Genomic DNA, 15864 nt, shown 5'->3' with positions numbered 1-15864 from the left:
TCCCTTATCTTTTCTTCCGTATCTATGGCTTTAAAAATATTCTCTATTTCTGCCGGTGATGAGACAGCAGTAGATTTCAGTACGTGGGCTAGTCCTTTTGTCGGCAATAGTCCTCAAAAGGCACAAAATAATCTAAGCGGTTATAAATCTAACTCAACCAGCAGTACTGTCGGTTTTGATAGTTGAATAGGCGATGATTTCTTACTTAGCGTTGCTAGTGCATGGCAAACGAACTCTTACGACTGATATGGCACTGAGATTAGGTAAATATTTTCACACTTCAGCCCAGTTATGGATTAATTTACAAGCAAGATATGATTTAAAATTAACCTAGCGTAATGAATGGCCTCATATTAAATCGTATTCGTACTATGGAAACAGCAAGAAAAGCTAGTTGATCATTTCCTAGCAATGGCAAAAGATTCAGGATGTCTTATGGCAATATCGATATCCTACATAAATCTTATTCTTATACTGTCGCTTGTACCAAGTGCATAAGGGTTAACTAACACATCTAATACGCCCCATTGCCTGACATAAAATATTAAATAATACTTTTTATCACGGAGTAATACATTATAAAAAAGGCAACAAATACTACCCTTATATTTACAAGCCTATTGTTACTCAAGAATTATAGAACAAATAGAAAAAGTTTTTGCATCAATGTATATTGAGCCTGATTTATTGAGCAACATAATTAAAAGTGTTAAAGAATCGGCAAAATATGAAAAAGATTATTATAACACAAGAATAACAGAATGAAATAAAGAGCTTATCAGTGTAAAAAATAGCCTTGATAAGCTTAGAAGTAAACTTTTAGACGGTATATTTACAAATGAAGAATACGAAGAAGATAAATATAAATTAACAACACGTCGTGATAAAGTAATGTTAGAGATAGCAGAGCATAATAAAGGTAATGATTGTTTTACGGACAAAATGATAGATGTACTAAATTTAGTTGCCAATGCACATCAATATTGTGTTTTGTCGAATGCTGAGGGAAAAAGACGCCTAATAAAAACTGTGTTTTCAATTAAATTAACAGGCAAAAAGCTTGACTTTATGCTGCATTCGCCGTTTGATTCATTCGTAAAGTTGTCAAAAGTTGAGGAATGGCTCCCCGGGCCGGACTCGAACCAGCGACCGAACGGTTAACAGCCGTTTGCTCTACCACTAAGCTACCGAGGAACATTAGAAGCATCTGGAAGATTCAGATACTTCCTTATAACAAATCTTTATTATAACGTCTAGCGTTTTCTTTATATAAAATAAAAAAGTTTTATTCATCACCTATTTTTAAAGCTGCAATAAACGCAGATTGCGGAATTTCGATATTACCGTACTGTCTCATTCTCTTTTTACCTGCTTTTTGTTTCTCAAGTAATTTACGTTTACGACTTATATCACCACCGTAACATTTAGATAACACATCTTTACGTAGGGCTTTAATAGTCTCACGCGCGATAATACGACTACCTATACTTGCTTGAATTGCTATATCAATCTGCTGTCTCGGTATTAAATCCTTTAACCTTACGCATAATGCCCTCCCCCTTTGCTCGGCACGTGAGCGGTGTACGATTGTGGATAGTGCATCAACCACCTCTGCGTTAACCAAAATCCCAAGCTTAACAAGTTCGGAAGGTTTATAAACATCCATTTGCCATTCAAAACTTGCATAACCTTTAGAACAGCTTTTTAAACGATCGTAGAAATCGTAAACTATCTCATTTAGCGGTAATTTATAAATTATTTTAGCCCTATTTGCTATATAGCTATGATCAAGCTGCATCCCTCTCTTTTCCGTACAAAGCGATAGTACCGCACCTAAAAACTCATCAGGTACCATTATAGTTGCCTTAATCCAAGGCTCTTCCATTGATTCGATTTTTTGTAAATCAGGCAAATCTGCTGGGTTATGTATCTCTAAGTTCTCACCGTCCCGCATATGAATTTTATACACCACGCTTGGAGCGGTAGTGATTAAATCTAAATCGAATTCCCTACTTAAACGTTCTTGGATTATCTCTAAATGTAACAGCCCTAAAAAGCCGCATCTAAAACCTACTCCGAGTGCCGAAGAACTTTCCATTTCATACTCAAAACTAGCATCATTAAGGCGTAATTTAGCCAGTGAATCCTTTAGATGCTCAAATTCCGAGCTATCCGTTGGATAAAGACCACAAAACACTACGGGTAAGTTTGGTTTAAAACCCGGTAGAGCTTGCTCACAAGGCTTTGTTTCATCAGTGATAGTATCCCCAACTTTACAATCCGCTACTTGCTTTATAGCCGCAGTAAAGAAGCCGATTTCGCCTGCATGCAGAACATCCGAAATATGTTTTTTCGGAGTAAAATAGCCAACATTCTCAACGGTATAAACTGAGTTAGTAGCCATCATTTTAATACGCATATTCTTACGTAAGTAGCCATCAATAACACGTACTAAAATAACCACGCCAAGATATGGGTCATACCAACTATCAACAAGCAAAGCTTTCAAAATATCAGAACTACTTTCTTTTGGCGGAGGTAATTTATTTACTATAGCCTCTAAAACTAAATCAATCCCTATACCACTTTTAGCAGAGATTAGCACAGCCTCACTTGTATCGATTCCGATTATATCCTCTATTTGCTGCTTAACCTGTTCAGGTTCTGACGCCGGTAGGTCAAGCTTGTTAAGCACCAGTACAATCTCATGATCATTCTCGATTGCTTGGTAAACATTGGCAAGCGTTTGTGCTTCTACTCCTTGCGTACTATCAACTACCAATAACGAGCCTTCACAAGCAGCAAGTGACCTACTAACTTCATAAGCAAAATCGACATGCCCGGGAGTGTCCATTAGATTCAAATAGTAGGTGTTACCGTCTTTAGCTTTATATACAAGCCGCACGGTTTGTGCCTTAATAGTTATACCTCTCTCTTTTTCAATATCCATCGAATCTAGCACTTGCTGGCTCATTTCCCTAGCCTGCAAGCCGCCGCAATGTTCAATTAACCTATCGGCTAACGTAGATTTACCGTGATCAATATGGGCAATTATTGAGAAGTTCCTTATATATTTTTGATGATTCATAATTATTGTGATATAATTTGCATTTGTTTATTGTCTGTTATCCCGCGATCAAGTCGCAGCATGACACTAAACCACGATAATATATAACAAAATCGAAATTTATAACAGGAAAAAATAATGCGAGCTGAAATAGAAAATTATGTAAAAAAAATTGAGCAGTCTTTAGAACTACTTTGGAGGTCACTTTGACGTTGAAGCATCAACTGAAAGACTGAACGCGTTAGAAGAGTTAACAGCCGATCCTAGTTTATGGAATGATCAGGCTAATGCTCAAAAATTACTGCGAGAAAAAAGTAATCTAGAAGAAAAACTAAACGCTTTTAATAAACTCAAATCCAATTTAAAAGATGCTTTAGAACTTGAAGAAATGGCTGAAGCCGAAAACGATTTAGAAACACTTTCACAAATTGAACAGGACTTAAAAAATTTAAGCATCATTGCTGCCAAATTTGAAACGGAATGTTTGTTTTCAGGTGCAGCAGACGGTAATAATTGCTTTTTAGAGATTAATGCTGGAGCCGGGGGAACTGAAAGCCATGACTGGGCGTCTATTATGATGCGTATGTATTTGCGTTTTGCCGAAAGACTCGGCTTTAAAACCGAAATAATCAATATGATTAACGGCGAAGAGGCAGGCATTAAATCATGCACGATTAGGATAATAGGAAAGCGTGCTCACGGCTGGTTTAAGACCGAAGCTGGCGTTCACAGATTAGTGCGTATTTCTCCGTTTAATGCAGCCGGTAAAAGAATGACTAGCTTTGCAAGTAGCTGGATATATCCCGAAATTGATGATAATATAGCAATTACTATTGAGGATAAAGATTTAAGAATCGATACTTTTAGAGCATCGGGAGCCGGCGGGCAGCACGTTAATACTACCGATTCAGCTGTACGTATCACTCATATACCGACCGGTACGGTAACACAATGCCAAAGCGATAGATCGCAGCATAAAAATAAAGCTCAAGCTATGAAAATGCTTCAAGCCAAACTCTATGAGCTTGAAATGCAAAAACGTACTGATAGCGTTAACGAGCAGAATGCCGCTAAAACCGATAATAGCTGGGGACATCAAATTAGATCATATGTTTTGCAACCTTATCAAATGGTAAAAGATTTACGTACCGATTATGAAACTTCCGATACTAAAGGAGTGCTTGACGGTGACCTTGAAGAATTTGTTTCCGCAAACCTTGCTATGAATGCAGGTGGTAAGAAGTAGTGAAAATCAATGAGCAATACTTTAAGTAATGAATCATACACTAATTTAATCAAAAATTTAAAACAAGAAATTAGCAAAGCTCGTATTAGAGCCCATTTAGCAGCAAATAAAGAATTGATAGTGCTTTATTAGCATATAGGAAAATTAATTTTAGAACGTCAGAATAAAGAAAAATGGGGATCAAAAGTGATGCAAAATATTTCTGATGATTTGTGTAAAGAATTTCCTAAAATGCAAGGATTATCATATCAAAACCTTTCTTATATGCGTCAGTTTTTTGCAGAATATAATAATGACCAAATTCTCCAACAGGCGGTTAGAGAAATCGCATGGAGTCATAATATTATTATTTTTTCAAAACTAAAAAATATAAATCAAAGAATTTGGTATGCACAACAAACCATCGACAATGCTTGGTCAAGAAATGTATTATCTTTGCAAATTAAAAGTAACTTACATGAAAGGTCAGCGAAAGGTATAAATAACTTTTCCAATACTTTACCTGAGCTACAGTCCGATTTAGCCAGGTCGATTATAAAAGAACCGTATAACTTAGAATTTTTAGATATTCAAGGTAAAATAATAGAACGAGATTTAGAAAATAAATTGATAGATAATATTAAAAACTTTTTATTAGAGTTAGGACAAGGTTTTGCATTTGTTGGCAATCAGTATCATATAGAACTTGAGGGAGAAGATTATTATTTGGATTTAGTTTTTTATCACATAAAACTCAAATGCTATGTATGTTGTTATTGAATTAAAAACCGGCAAGTTTAAGCCGGAATATGCCGGTACACTAACTTTTTATCTTAATTTAATGGAGCGCACAATTAAAGATAATTCGGACAATCCTACAATTGGATTAATTTTGTGCGAAGCAAAACAAGGTATTACTGTAGAATACGCTATAGAAGGCATCCAAAAACCAATAGGAGTATCACAATTTAAGCTTACAGCAACATTACCTAAAAAGCTTGAAAAATTCCTGCCTACCCCTCAAGATCTAGCAAAGCTAAAAAGCGAATAAATTACTAAAAGTTATTTTTCTTGATACCATGGTCAAGCTTTGGTATGACCTTTTCATATTTCAACCTTATTATTTTTATCGCAACATGAAAAACTAGAAAAACTTTACTACTGCTATTTCTATATTTATTATAGCTATAGCCTCGATGCTAGGATTTCAGAGTTATCAAAAATTTACTCAAGATAAACATTTTGAGCAGGTAATAACCGTAAATAATCTATAGTGTGATCCTGCTAATGAAAAAATCCGCAAGACATTCTTATATCAAAATACCTATCAATTCCGATACTCAAAATATAGAGGCTGCAGATAAAGAGGACGGATATAATAGGATGAGGCTTGGCATAGATAGAGATTGCAAGAGAAGTAGCAAATAAAAAACTTGATAAGCAAATATCTAGCCTAACATATGAAGAATTGAAAAAATACGGACCGATGATTTTGTTTAACGGCGGAGCGTATGATAATAAATTACTACAAGAAGCGCTTGATAAAAATATTATTACCGATTATCCAAAAGAAAATTTTTATATTTTTACGCTGCCGGAATACCAAACCAATACCGGCGTGGACAATTTAACACTCTATATAAAGAGCATGAAAACGGTAATATTGACTTAAGTAATGCCGACATTGCTATTGTTACTCATGCTTATTATTTTCCTCGTGTTAATCGATATTTTGATAACAAACCGAATTTTGACTTCTTCTTTATTCATAACACTAAACCTATAATTTTCTTAGTCGATCGAAAATTTGAAACCATAGGAGTAGATAATGAACTAAAGCATGAGCTAATAAAATTACCTAACTATATAGAGAAAGGTTTTGTTTCAGAAAAATTAAATGCTAATATTTAGCAATGTTTGATTAATCAATGACTATCTCTCTTGCTTCTTGTTCTTTAATCTCAATACGAGGTAGAATAATAGTAAGTATTCCATTCTTAAGGCTTGAAGAGATATTTGCCTGATCTACATCTTCATATAATGATATTACATAATTAAAATTTTTATTCATATAATTATCTGAATCATCAGCTTTATTTTTTTCTTCTATATTCCCTGTAATAAATAATTTATTACCGTTTACTTTAACCTTAATTTGACTTTTATCAAAGCCAGGTACTTCCATAATAATAATATACTGCTTATCTTTAGTAATAAAATTGCTTTTTATGCTATTAGATTCATAAAGCAGCAATCTATTTTTAAATAAATTATCAATATTTGTAATTTGATTATCTATTAAATCTGCTACCTGACGCAGTGGCGTTGCATTACCGGAATCATAATTCTTATTAGCTATTGCAATATTACTAGATAAAATCATAGCTGCTATAGACGGAATATATAATCTTACGCTCTTTAACATAAAACCACCATTAATTTTGTTCACCATTAATTTTGTTAGTTATATAATTTAAATATATAAAATTATCTATTTAAAATTCAAGTCTTATATTTCCATAATTTGCTGAAAGTACTCTGCCCAAAATAAAAACTAATAATCTCCGCAAAAATAGTTTGATCTTCTATGCCCCATAATATATCTAGATATTCAACTAGCAGAGCAGAACTTTTGAACGATTTATATTGAACATATTTAACTCCTCCATACATTGCAAAAAAGCTATAGGCAAGCACGGGTCTTACCGAGCCATTTAAAGCATCAACCCAACTAACACCTGATTTATAAGTGGAGTAAAGAGAATATTACTCTACCATTTCTTGTGATATGGTCAGCTCTGTAAAAGTTTTAGACTGATTAAGTTTTTGTTATTAGCAATTTGACGGTCTAAAATATTTATCTCGTGTTTTTTGTCGTTAATATCTTTATATATTTTCAAAATTTCAGGAATTATTGAACTCATAAATCCTGTTATCGCCACAAGTAAAGTAATCATAAATACCTATCTATATAAATTTTAGGATAAGTATAGCAAAGATAAGTCATTATACTAAGAAAGAGGCAGCATGGACTGATTATTTATGTCATTTCTGCGAAAGCAGGAATTCAGTAAAAAATGATAAAAACACAGCAAACTATATAAAAATTTAGTATATAATTAGATTAAAAAACTAGATTCCTGCTTTCACAGAAATGACATTGAACATGTTTAATGATCCATGCAACAACGCCAATAATAGGAAAACTGATCCACTCAACAATTACTTTAAATTAGACCAAATGCGGTTTTTTGCAATATAGAAAAAGATAGTAAATACCGCTAAAAACATCATAACTTTAAGACCCATAGATTTACGATGTTCCATTTCCGGCTCAGCTGCCCATTGTAGAAATACCACAATATCTTGCGACATCTGCTCTACACTTGCGTTAGTACCGTCCATATAGGTTACCTGCCCATCTGTAAGCGGCGGCGGCATTGCTATTTGCTCTCCAGGGAAATAGGGATTATAATGAGTTCCCTGCATCAGCTTAAAATCTGCCGGCGGTTCGGTATAGCCGGTAAGTAGCGAATATATATAATTAGCTCCGTCATGACGTGCTTTTATTATCAACGATAAATCAGGAGGATGGGCACCGTTATTAGCTGCTCTTGATGCTTGCTCATTAGGGTAAGGAGGTACAAAACGATCAGAGGGAAGAGCGGGGCGGTCAAACATTTCACCATCATCATTAGGTCCGTCTTGTATCATATAGCCTTTGGCAATCTCTTTTATCTCATCATCCGAAAAGCCGATATCTTTAAGATTACGGTAATATAAATTGTTTAAACCGTGGCAGACACTACAAACTTCTTTATAGACCTGAAAACCTCTTTGTGCTGCTTCACGATTAACTGTACCAAATATGCCGTCAAACGACCATTTCATCTTTTTTGGATGTAATACTTCTTCGTTGGCTAAACTTAAGCACGAAGTTAGTAGTATGATGATAGAGATAAGTAGTTTAGTTTTCATAAATTTTTTTGAGTCGTCATTGCAAGGAAAAATTGCAAATGTTGACGAAGCAATCTCAGGAGTTTATATATTATTTTATAAGATTGTTGTGTTGAGATTTTGTCTTTCCTTGCAATTTATTCTATTAATTTAATTTTTTTGTTTCTTAAACCGGCTTTAATTTGTTTTTCTCTATTTATTGCTGAATTCATAGTTGATGAATTTCATAAAATACTAAAATTTTGCAATTTTTACTAAACTCCTTAATTGTATCATTTTGGTGTTGATATATTCTTTTATTCAATTAAAAGTAACACCAGTATAGAGTATACCATTTTCTTATTAGTTACTATAATATACTATTGGTTACTTCATAAATTTGTATAATACAAAAAACGTCATTGCGAGCAGCCATAGGCTGCACGGCAATCTCATGAAATAATAACAAACTCCTGAGATTGCTTCGTCAATTGCTATGCAATTTCCTCGCAATGACATCTCTTTGCAATGACTTAACTCTTACAATTCCTCCGGCAATGGCAGCGGTTTTTCATATTTACCTATCAGCGGCAGAGCTACTAAGACATGAAAAAAGTAATAACAAGCAGCAAAACGGCTAATGGTAATATACGGCTCTTCTGCCGGCTGCCCACCTAAATAACCAAGCAATAAACAATCTGCCATAAATATCCAAAAAGCCATTCGGTATATCGGTCTATAATTGCTACTTCTAATTTTTGAAGTATCAAGCCAAGGTAGTAACAATAACACAAATATACTTCCGAACATTAATAGCACCCCACCGAGCTTAGACGGCACGGCTCTAAGTATTGCATAAAACGGCAGAAAATACCATTCAGGGACAATGTGGGCAGGCGTAACTAACGGATTTGCTGGAATGTAATTATCGGGATGTCCTAAATAATTAGGTTCGTAAAAAATAAAATAGGCAAATATTATGAAATAAACTCCGAAACCGACAAAATCCTTTACGGTATAATAAGGGTGGAACGGAATAGTATCTTTAGGGCTTTTAACATCTATACCTTTTGGGTTATTTGAACCATGCTGATGCAAGGCCACTAAATGCAGCATCACTAAAGCAACAATAATAAACGGCAATAAATAATGCAGTGAGAAGAACCTATTTAATGTCGGGTTATCAACAGAAAAACCACCCCATAACCACGTAACTATGAATTCCCCTATTAACGGAATAGCGGAAAATAAATTAGTAATAACCGTTGCTCCCCAGTAGCTCATCTGCCCCCAAGGAAGCACGTAACCCATGAAAGCAGTAGCCATCATGGTTAGAAAAATGATGATACCGATATGCCAAAGCAGTTCTCTAGGTGCTTTATAAGAGCCGTAATACAAACCTCTTGCTATGTGTAAGTATACGGCGACAAAAAACATCGATGCACCTACCGCATGAGTATAACGCAGTAACCAACCGTAATTCACGTTACGCATGATTCGCTCAACACTATCGAAAGCATGATCAACATGCGGAGTATAGTGCATAGCAAGTATGACGCCGGTGATTATCTGAATCACTAACGCAATACCGGCAATAGAGCCTAAATTCCACAAATAGCTAAGATTTTTCGGAGTTTGATAATGACTAAAATGCTTTAGGAACGCAAAAATAGGAAGACGATAATCTATCCATTCTATAATAGCATTAGGCTTTTTAGGGGTAATATCTTCATTCATAAATAATTACCCGATTCTAATTTTTTTGTCGCTAATAAAAGTGTAAGGCGGCACAGCTAAATTTAAAGGAGCAGGACCTCTTCTAACTCTACCTGAAGAATCATATTGTGAACCATGGCACGGACAGAACCATCCATCATATTCACCTTGATTAGCAAGCGGTACACAACCTAAATGCGTGCAGATCCCGATCGTCACCAGCCAATTATCATGCCCTGCTTTCACACGTGCTGCATCTGCTTCAGGATCAATCAGCTCTGACATTTTAACGGCTCTTGCTTCAGCTATTTTGTCAGGCGTACGGTTAGTGATAAAAACCGGTTTACCTTGCCATTTAACCGTAACTGTTTGACCTACCGCAATATTTGATAAATCAACCTCAATTGATGATAAAGCTAGCACGTCCGCAGAAGGGTTCAAAGAATCAACGAGAGGCCAAAGAGTACATGCTGCCCCAATTGCTGCCACACTACTAGCCGTTAGAACCATAAAATCACGACGTGTTGTTTGTTTGTTTTTATTATCTTCAGTATCCGACATATAATATTAAAGTGACATAAATTAATGATTATTATTACTACCGCTTGGGGTATTATTAAGATTATTTGGATTTTCTCGTGCTTCATAAGGATTTATTATAGGACGTTCAGCATCTTCAACACTATCTGCTTGTTTTGGCGTAAGTTTATTTATTTCATCTTCTAACACTCGTGCTCCTGTCCCTTCTTCATGCTTATATGCGCCAGGATCACTTAAGCAATTCCAAAAACTAACTAAACGATTCCAATTAGGACCGAGTTTTGTAGTACAATTTTGAGCAACTGCTTTAGTTGTATCTAATATCTCGACTGTAGTGTCAGTAAAATAATCTATAAACCCAATTTTTTTTAAGCCCAATACTGTATAATATAAAGTAATTAAGGAAGCAACCGCTATAATTAAATACCATTTAGTGATAATAGACCACAGAAAAAATCCCATAGGATTTGCTGCCATTAACCTTCGTAAAGCCTGCCACATATATTTTGCTCAAAAAATTTATTAATAATATTCATCTTATTTTATATCACTACATTAGTAAAAATAAAGCAAAATCACGTAATATTATAAATATTTTTAATTAAACAGGAACTCAAGAAGAATGAAATCGGTAAAAATACTAAATTAATTCCTATCATAATAAAAATTAATTGTAAGTTATTATCCTGTAATATTAAACCTGTCATTATAATATTCGGAATTAATAACGGCATGATAAACGTACCGACAAAGTTAGCATTCTTCTTAAAATAACATTGCACGCTACCGGATAACACTACTAAACTACTTGATAACACTAATATCATCCATACACTAATAAAGAAAAATATTATCTCAAGCAAAGTTTTATCAAACAAGACATAAATAATGGGTAAAACAAAAACCAGCCCTATCGTACTACTGATAAATATAGCAAAAAATTTAGCCAATATAATTTTTTCATGACTAACAATTGATAATAATAACTCTAAGCTTCCGTCTTCCAAATCAGATTTAAATATAACCGAAGAAAAACCGATTAATGAAATTAATAAACAAATGACCGAAAAAATTAAACCGAATTTGTTAATATCCCTTTCACTGTTAATTAAAACAGTACTAATTATGCAAAATAAAAAAAATATAACTAGATATTTTATTATATTATTAATGCGATTCTGCACTATCAATTCACGCTTAATTAGTACCAATAGACTATTCATAATTATTAAATACGTTGTAAATTAAGTACATAATAGCTGCAACAGTTAAACCTATACCAATTTCAACAATAACTATCGCAATATGCTGAGCAAGTAGCTTATCATTGATAAAATTTGTTAGTGAATAATAATTTAAATAATTATCGTTAAAAAAGAGTGATATTGTTCCTACAATTGCATATATTGCTACACCTAAAACCGCAATACAAACTAGCACGTTAGGAGGAACATATCGGCTTAATTTTCGATTACCGTAAACTAAATCATAAGCAATAAGGCTAGATGCAAATATAACACCTGCTTGAAACCCACCACCCGGCGAAGACTCACCGTTAAGCTGAATATATATACTATATAAAATTATATAAGGTATTATAAAACTAGTAATATATTTTATTATTGGATTTGTCATCCCATGGCTTGACCACGGGATCTTGTATCGCCTGCTGTGTCCTGAGATACCGAGATCAAGTCGCGGTATGGCATCATCAGACTTTCTTGAAAATATCAACAGCACGGCCATTCCTGCAATTAAAATTACGCTAGTTTCACCTAAAGTATCATATCCACGATAACTTGCAAGAATAGCCGCAACAAAAGAAGGTATACCTATATCTCTAGAGGTATTTTCGATATAATATTTACTTGAATGCATATGAATAGGAGCATTATCATCACCGTAATTCGGTAATTCTAGCCCCATATAAGCAAGAGTTACTACCAACAATAAACATATTAAACTTGCTGGAATAATATTAGTTCTCTCAATATTCTTTAAATCCGAAGGTAATTTACGCAACAAATTCAAATATACGCATGTTGATAAGCAAGCTCCAAGTGCTGCCTCGGTCATTGCGACATCAGGAGCATCCATAATAAGATAGGATACACCAATTAATAAGCTAAATACAGAAGCAGCAATCACTGCATTTAGTAAATCTTTAGCAAAAATTATTTTTATCGAGATTAAGATCAATAAAAAAGCAATTAAGTTAAGTAGGTAATTGCCGAGATCAAAATTTAAAGCTGTCTTTACTGTCATATGGTTATTAAAATTTAACGTCATTGCAAGGAGAAACCTAATTTCGACGTGGCAATTTTATCAAGCATCCTGAGATTGCTGCATCAATTACTTCGTAATTTTCCTTGCAATGACGGTACTATCAGCTCTAATTTTCATACATAAAGATGCTTTACCAAGTGCATGAGTTGCTACCGGATTGAGTATAAAAATCAATAAAGCCGCTAAAATTAATTTAACAGAGTTCACAATATCTGCTTCAATGCACGCAAAACCTATTAAGCAAATAGGCACGCCGAAACTCTCAATAACACTTGCTGCATGTAATTTAGTATAAAAATCAGGAAATCTAAAAAAACCGATTATTCCTGAAAATATAGCAAATAATCCAATAATTACTAATAAAATTCCTATATAGTATAGTGTCATTGTGTTTATCCTTTTTTCATCATTGCGAGGAAATTATGAAATAATTGACGAAGCAATCTCATGCACAAGTCCTGAGATTGCCTCACGAACTAAAGTTCACTCGCAATGACGTTTTTACTCACCTTGAGCCAAGCTATAACCTGCAACCCCGTCAAATTCAAACAGATTCTCTACTTTGATAAAATCGATATTTGCTGTGCTTAAAGCTTCAAGCAATCTTGTTATATCTAAATGCTTTATTTCGGTGCCGTCTTTATTCATAAAACGACAACACCAATGATCGGAAACAGTTTCAAACCTTGTATCACGAGGCCACAGCTTTAATCCTTTTGACGAGATTGTTTTTAACTCAAAATTACCAAGATCAAGTTTATTAATTTTATCTGCTATATCATGAGCAGAAGATACATTCATATTCACAAATATATCCGTACCAACCAATTTCTTAACTTCTTTAGTATCAATTTTATAATCTATATTGCTTTCTTGCTTCTCAGCAATTAAGGGATAATCTGCTTTAGGTAGCTTTGTCGGTAACTGTCCTAATCTTTTTGTTACTTCTTCGGCAAATTCTTTTGTACCGACTTTTTTACTAGAACTCTGCTCGTTATATATATCGGCTGTATGAACGCCATCCTCTATAGTTTTTTTCCAAGCATTTTCGATTAATGTAGCGATATCACCCTGCCCTATATGTACTAGCATCATTATTGCAGCATTTAAAAGCCCTGACGGATTTGCGATATCTTTACCGGCAATATCGGGAGCACTTCCATGTACCGCTTCAAACATTGCATAATGCTGCCCAATATTTGCAGAACCTGCAAGACCTACCGAGCCTGAAATTTCAGCAGCTACGTCAGATATGATATCACCGTATAAATTAGAAGTTACGATAACGTCAAATATTTCCGGTTGGGTAGCAAGCCTTGCCGTCCCGATATCGATAATATAATGCGCGTTATTAATTTGCGGGTATTCTTTTGCAATCTCATTAAATACTTTATGCAAAACCCCATCGGAAAATTTCATAATATTATCTTTGCTTAAACACATGACTTTTTTACGGTTATTTTTTATTGCATATTCAAAAGCATATCTAATAATCTTCTCACATCCTGTATGACTTATCAACTTCATTGACTCATACATATTATGCGTTTGACGGTATTCTATACCTGCGTATAAATCTTCCTCATTCTCACGTATAATAGTTAGGTTCAAATTTGGATGTAATGTTCTAGTAAAAGGATGAAACGAAACGACAGGACGAATATTAGCAAAAAGCTGTAATGTTTTACGAATCGTGACATTTAAACTTTTATATCCTCCACCTTGCGGAGTAGTAATCGGGGCTTTAAGTATAATACCGGTGCGTTGTATTGATTCCCAGCTTTCCTCGCTTATGCCTGAAGTATAATGCTTCTTGTAAAGCTTTTCACCTACTTCAATGGTTTCTAAACGAATACGAGCCTCGGCTTTACGTAATATATAAAGCACTGCCTCCATTATTTCAGGACCTATACCGTCCCCGTATGCAATTGTAATCGGTGTAAATTCTGCCATATTAAATACTCTCTTGTTTATATCATTCCCGGGTAGACGGGAATCCAGTAAAATCTATAAAAACTAGTTTTTATAGATTTATTTTATCAAATATGTAACTTCTGTATCAATATTGAAGTTATTTTTCTGGATTACCACCTACGCGGGAATGACACACAAAAATCCATACAACACTATCAATAGTTTATCGTTACTTCTTTTAATCTCTCATTCAACATAAAAGTCACTTCGGAAGTTATATTCAAATTATTTTTGGCATATAAGACTTGAGCACTTGGAATTACCAAATTAAGGTTATATTTCTCAGCAAGTTCACTAATTATTGTAATAGTTGTTTCATGGACTCTACTCATAGCCTCAGCGTGGGCTTGTTCAAGCTTTGTTTTCTTAATCTGAATTTCTTTTCTAACGTGGCTAACTTTTGCATTAAATTCGTTTACTTTATGCTCAAATTCAGTTTCACTTAAATGAGAACGCTCATTTAGCAGCTTCTCTTCCAGCGGTTTAAATTCTGCTTCTTTTGCAGCAATATTCTCTTGAATTTTATGATTAAGCTTTTCGATTTTATTACGCAAATCTTTTATAGCGATCGAACCTTCCAATATAGATTGTACATCAGCAACAGCTACTCTAACTTTAAAATTATCTTCTTTAATTGGCACATTTTGTGCCTCCGTAATCGTTGAGAAATTTATTATGAATATGCATAAACATAATATTCGGTATATCATCCTTGATCCTTTTAGGTTAAACGGTATCGGCTAGAATTGTCATCCCATGGCTTGACCACGGGATCTTGTGTCACAGGCAGTATCCTGAGATTCCGCGATCAAGTCGCGGGATGATATTCAAGATGACTGGATTCCCGCCTACGTGGGAATGACACTGGAGCAACACCCTTATTAATCTAAGAATAAATAACATCAAGCAATTTGTCTATAATTAAAAACTTAACCTTTACCTAACATTGGTACATTCCCGCCTCCCCATGGTATATATTCGCCATCCGAATAATAATCACTAGCAATAGGTTCAAACGAAATAGCTTTTATTGCTTCAGGACTTAAATAGGTACTCTCTCCATCACTAAACAAAGGTTCAGTAGCCGGTTCTTCTAGCTCAATATAAATTTCATGCTGTT

The 15864-nt window shown here is 34.3% G+C and carries 19 protein-coding genes, 1 tRNA gene and 2 pseudogenes; 8 read left to right on the top strand and 14 right to left on the bottom strand.

Going from position 1 to position 15864, the window contains the following annotated elements; translation table 11 throughout:
- The first annotated feature begins 24 nt into the window (after positions 1-24).
- Complete coding sequence (locus tag ACHBLB_RS04430) at positions 25-186, top strand: autotransporter outer membrane beta-barrel domain-containing protein (protein ID WP_475840847.1); 162 nt, start codon at positions 25-27, stop codon at positions 184-186.
- Positions 187-193: 7 nt separating this feature from the next.
- Entirely contained in the window at positions 194-334 is a 141-nt protein-coding gene (locus tag ACHBLB_RS04425; RefSeq protein ID WP_014362313.1) for a HigA family addiction module antitoxin, read from the top strand.
- A gap of 785 nt (positions 335-1119) precedes the next feature.
- On the opposite strand, the gene ACHBLB_RS04420 is transcribed toward ACHBLB_RS04425, so the two are convergent.
- Positions 1120-1194, bottom strand: a tRNA-Asn gene (locus tag ACHBLB_RS04420).
- 91 nt (positions 1195-1285) lie between these two features.
- Positions 1286-3088, bottom strand: a complete 1803-nt coding sequence (lepA, locus tag ACHBLB_RS04415) for a translation elongation factor 4 (RefSeq protein ID WP_475840845.1) — start codon at positions 3086-3088, stop codon at positions 1286-1288.
- Between the two features lie 117 nt (positions 3089-3205).
- On the opposite strand from lepA, the gene prfB reads away from it, so the two are divergent.
- The 6 genes and pseudogenes from prfB to ACHBLB_RS04385 all read left to right on the top strand — a co-directional run bounded on the left by prfB (position 3206) and on the right by ACHBLB_RS04385 (position 5964).
- Positions 3206-4313, top strand: a protein-coding gene (gene prfB / locus ACHBLB_RS04410) for a peptide chain release factor 2 (RefSeq protein WP_475840843.1) whose coding sequence is annotated in 2 segments (ribosomal slippage) — positions 3206-3274 and positions 3276-4313 — 1107 coding nt in all. Because the reading frame shifts where the segments join, the coding sequence is not laid out codon by codon here.
- 9 nt (positions 4314-4322) lie between these two features.
- On the top strand, positions 4323-4445 hold the full coding sequence (locus ACHBLB_RS04405) for a hypothetical protein (protein ID WP_261763522.1): 123 nt from the start codon (positions 4323-4325) through the stop codon (positions 4443-4445).
- 57 nt (positions 4446-4502) lie between these two features.
- A pseudogene (locus ACHBLB_RS04400) lies at positions 4503-5003 on the top strand (PDDEXK nuclease domain-containing protein); the annotation flags it as partial.
- 15 nt (positions 5004-5018) lie between these two features.
- Positions 5019-5343 (top strand): annotated as a pseudogene (locus tag ACHBLB_RS04395) (PDDEXK nuclease domain-containing protein).
- A 236-nt stretch (positions 5344-5579) separates the two neighbouring features.
- Positions 5580-5720, top strand: a complete 141-nt coding sequence (locus ACHBLB_RS04390) for a hypothetical protein (protein ID WP_014410506.1) — start codon at positions 5580-5582, stop codon at positions 5718-5720.
- A 58-nt stretch (positions 5721-5778) separates the two neighbouring features.
- Entirely contained in the window at positions 5779-5964 is a 186-nt protein-coding gene (locus ACHBLB_RS04385; protein ID WP_475842743.1) for a hypothetical protein, read from the top strand.
- A 249-nt stretch (positions 5965-6213) separates the two neighbouring features.
- Here ACHBLB_RS04385 and ACHBLB_RS04380 read toward each other — a convergent pair whose 3' ends face one another.
- The 12 genes from ACHBLB_RS04380 to ACHBLB_RS04325 form a co-directional block, all read right to left on the bottom strand.
- Positions 6214-6717, bottom strand: a complete 504-nt coding sequence (locus ACHBLB_RS04380; RefSeq protein ID WP_475840841.1) for an Hsp20/alpha crystallin family protein — start codon at positions 6715-6717, stop codon at positions 6214-6216.
- Positions 6718-7084: 367 nt separating this feature from the next.
- Positions 7085-7249: a hypothetical protein gene (locus tag ACHBLB_RS04375; protein ID WP_475840839.1), complete on the bottom strand. Its 165-nt coding sequence runs from the start codon at positions 7247-7249 to the stop codon at positions 7085-7087.
- Positions 7250-7514: 265 nt separating this feature from the next.
- Positions 7515-8270 (bottom strand): cytochrome c1, encoded by a 756-nt coding sequence (locus ACHBLB_RS04370; protein WP_475840837.1) that lies wholly within the window; start codon positions 8268-8270, stop codon positions 7515-7517.
- 498 nt (positions 8271-8768) lie between these two features.
- A complete protein-coding gene (locus ACHBLB_RS04365) occupies positions 8769-9965 on the bottom strand; it encodes a cytochrome b (protein ID WP_475840835.1) in 1197 nt (398 codons plus the stop codon).
- A gap of 6 nt (positions 9966-9971) precedes the next feature.
- Positions 9972-10505 (bottom strand): ubiquinol-cytochrome c reductase iron-sulfur subunit, encoded by a 534-nt coding sequence (gene petA / locus ACHBLB_RS04360; protein ID WP_475840833.1) that lies wholly within the window; start codon positions 10503-10505, stop codon positions 9972-9974.
- Between the two features lie 21 nt (positions 10506-10526).
- Positions 10527-10985: a DUF2670 domain-containing protein gene (locus ACHBLB_RS04355; protein ID WP_475840831.1), complete on the bottom strand. Its 459-nt coding sequence runs from the start codon at positions 10983-10985 to the stop codon at positions 10527-10529.
- A gap of 74 nt (positions 10986-11059) precedes the next feature.
- A complete protein-coding gene (locus ACHBLB_RS04350; protein ID WP_475840829.1) occupies positions 11060-11707 on the bottom strand; it encodes a heme exporter protein CcmB in 648 nt (215 codons plus the stop codon).
- The gene (locus ACHBLB_RS04345) at positions 11700-12773 is read right to left on the bottom strand and encodes a DUF4040 domain-containing protein (protein ID WP_475840827.1); all 1074 of its coding nucleotides are present in this window, start codon (positions 12771-12773) and stop codon (positions 11700-11702) included. Before ACHBLB_RS04345 ends, ACHBLB_RS04350 begins: the two co-directional genes overlap by 8 nt.
- Before the next feature lie 63 nt (positions 12774-12836).
- Complete coding sequence (locus tag ACHBLB_RS04340) at positions 12837-13157, bottom strand: Na+/H+ antiporter subunit G (protein ID WP_475840825.1); 321 nt, start codon at positions 13155-13157, stop codon at positions 12837-12839.
- 114 nt (positions 13158-13271) lie between these two features.
- The gene (locus tag ACHBLB_RS04335; RefSeq protein WP_475840823.1) at positions 13272-14723 is read right to left on the bottom strand and encodes an NADP-dependent isocitrate dehydrogenase; all 1452 of its coding nucleotides are present in this window, start codon (positions 14721-14723) and stop codon (positions 13272-13274) included.
- Positions 14724-14899: 176 nt separating this feature from the next.
- Positions 14900-15454, bottom strand: a complete 555-nt coding sequence (locus ACHBLB_RS04330; RefSeq protein ID WP_010977007.1) for an OmpH family outer membrane protein — start codon at positions 15452-15454, stop codon at positions 14900-14902.
- 219 nt (positions 15455-15673) lie between these two features.
- Entirely contained in the window at positions 15674-15817 is a 144-nt protein-coding gene (locus ACHBLB_RS04325; protein ID WP_475840821.1) for a hypothetical protein, read from the bottom strand.
- Positions 15818-15864 lie beyond the last annotated feature (47 nt).

This window comes from Rickettsia lanei (assembly GCF_056242675.1).
This window is presented reverse-complemented; position numbering and strand designations above follow the sequence as displayed.

What these genes read in the sequence shown, in the direction of transcription:
- ACHBLB_RS04380 (WP_475840841.1), bottom strand. Translation starts at nt 6,717, where the DNA reads ATGTTAAAGAGCGTAAGATTATATATTCCGTCTATAGCAGCTATGATT.
- ACHBLB_RS04370 (WP_475840837.1), bottom strand. Translation starts at nt 8,270, where the DNA reads ATGAAAACTAAACTACTTATCTCTATCATCATACTACTAACTTCGTGC.
- ACHBLB_RS04385 (WP_475842743.1), top strand. Translation starts at nt 5,779, where the DNA reads ATGATTTTGTTTAACGGCGGAGCGTATGATAATAAATTACTACAAGAA.
- ACHBLB_RS04430 (WP_475840847.1), top strand. Translation starts at nt 25, where the DNA reads ATGGCTTTAAAAATATTCTCTATTTCTGCCGGTGATGAGACAGCAGTA.
- ACHBLB_RS04405 (WP_261763522.1), top strand. Translation starts at nt 4,323, where the DNA reads ATGAGCAATACTTTAAGTAATGAATCATACACTAATTTAATCAAAAAT.
- ACHBLB_RS04350 (WP_475840829.1), bottom strand. Translation starts at nt 11,707, where the DNA reads ATGAATAGTCTATTGGTACTAATTAAGCGTGAATTGATAGTGCAGAAT.
- ACHBLB_RS04425 (WP_014362313.1), top strand. Translation starts at nt 194, where the DNA reads ATGATTTCTTACTTAGCGTTGCTAGTGCATGGCAAACGAACTCTTACG.
- ACHBLB_RS04390 (WP_014410506.1), top strand. Translation starts at nt 5,580, where the DNA reads ATGAAAAAATCCGCAAGACATTCTTATATCAAAATACCTATCAATTCC.
- petA (WP_475840833.1), bottom strand. Translation starts at nt 10,505, where the DNA reads ATGTCGGATACTGAAGATAATAAAAACAAACAAACAACACGTCGTGAT.
- ACHBLB_RS04340 (WP_475840825.1), bottom strand. Translation starts at nt 13,157, where the DNA reads ATGACACTATACTATATAGGAATTTTATTAGTAATTATTGGATTATTT.
- ACHBLB_RS04375 (WP_475840839.1), bottom strand. Translation starts at nt 7,249, where the DNA reads ATGATTACTTTACTTGTGGCGATAACAGGATTTATGAGTTCAATAATT.
- ACHBLB_RS04330 (WP_010977007.1), bottom strand. Translation starts at nt 15,454, where the DNA reads ATGATATACCGAATATTATGTTTATGCATATTCATAATAAATTTCTCA.
- ACHBLB_RS04335 (WP_475840823.1), bottom strand. Translation starts at nt 14,723, where the DNA reads ATGGCAGAATTTACACCGATTACAATTGCATACGGGGACGGTATAGGT.
- ACHBLB_RS04365 (WP_475840835.1), bottom strand. Translation starts at nt 9,965, where the DNA reads ATGAATGAAGATATTACCCCTAAAAAGCCTAATGCTATTATAGAATGG.
- lepA (WP_475840845.1), bottom strand. Translation starts at nt 3,088, where the DNA reads ATGAATCATCAAAAATATATAAGGAACTTCTCAATAATTGCCCATATT.
- ACHBLB_RS04345 (WP_475840827.1), bottom strand. Translation starts at nt 12,773, where the DNA reads ATGACGTTAAATTTTAATAACCATATGACAGTAAAGACAGCTTTAAAT.
- ACHBLB_RS04355 (WP_475840831.1), bottom strand. Translation starts at nt 10,985, where the DNA reads ATGTGGCAGGCTTTACGAAGGTTAATGGCAGCAAATCCTATGGGATTT.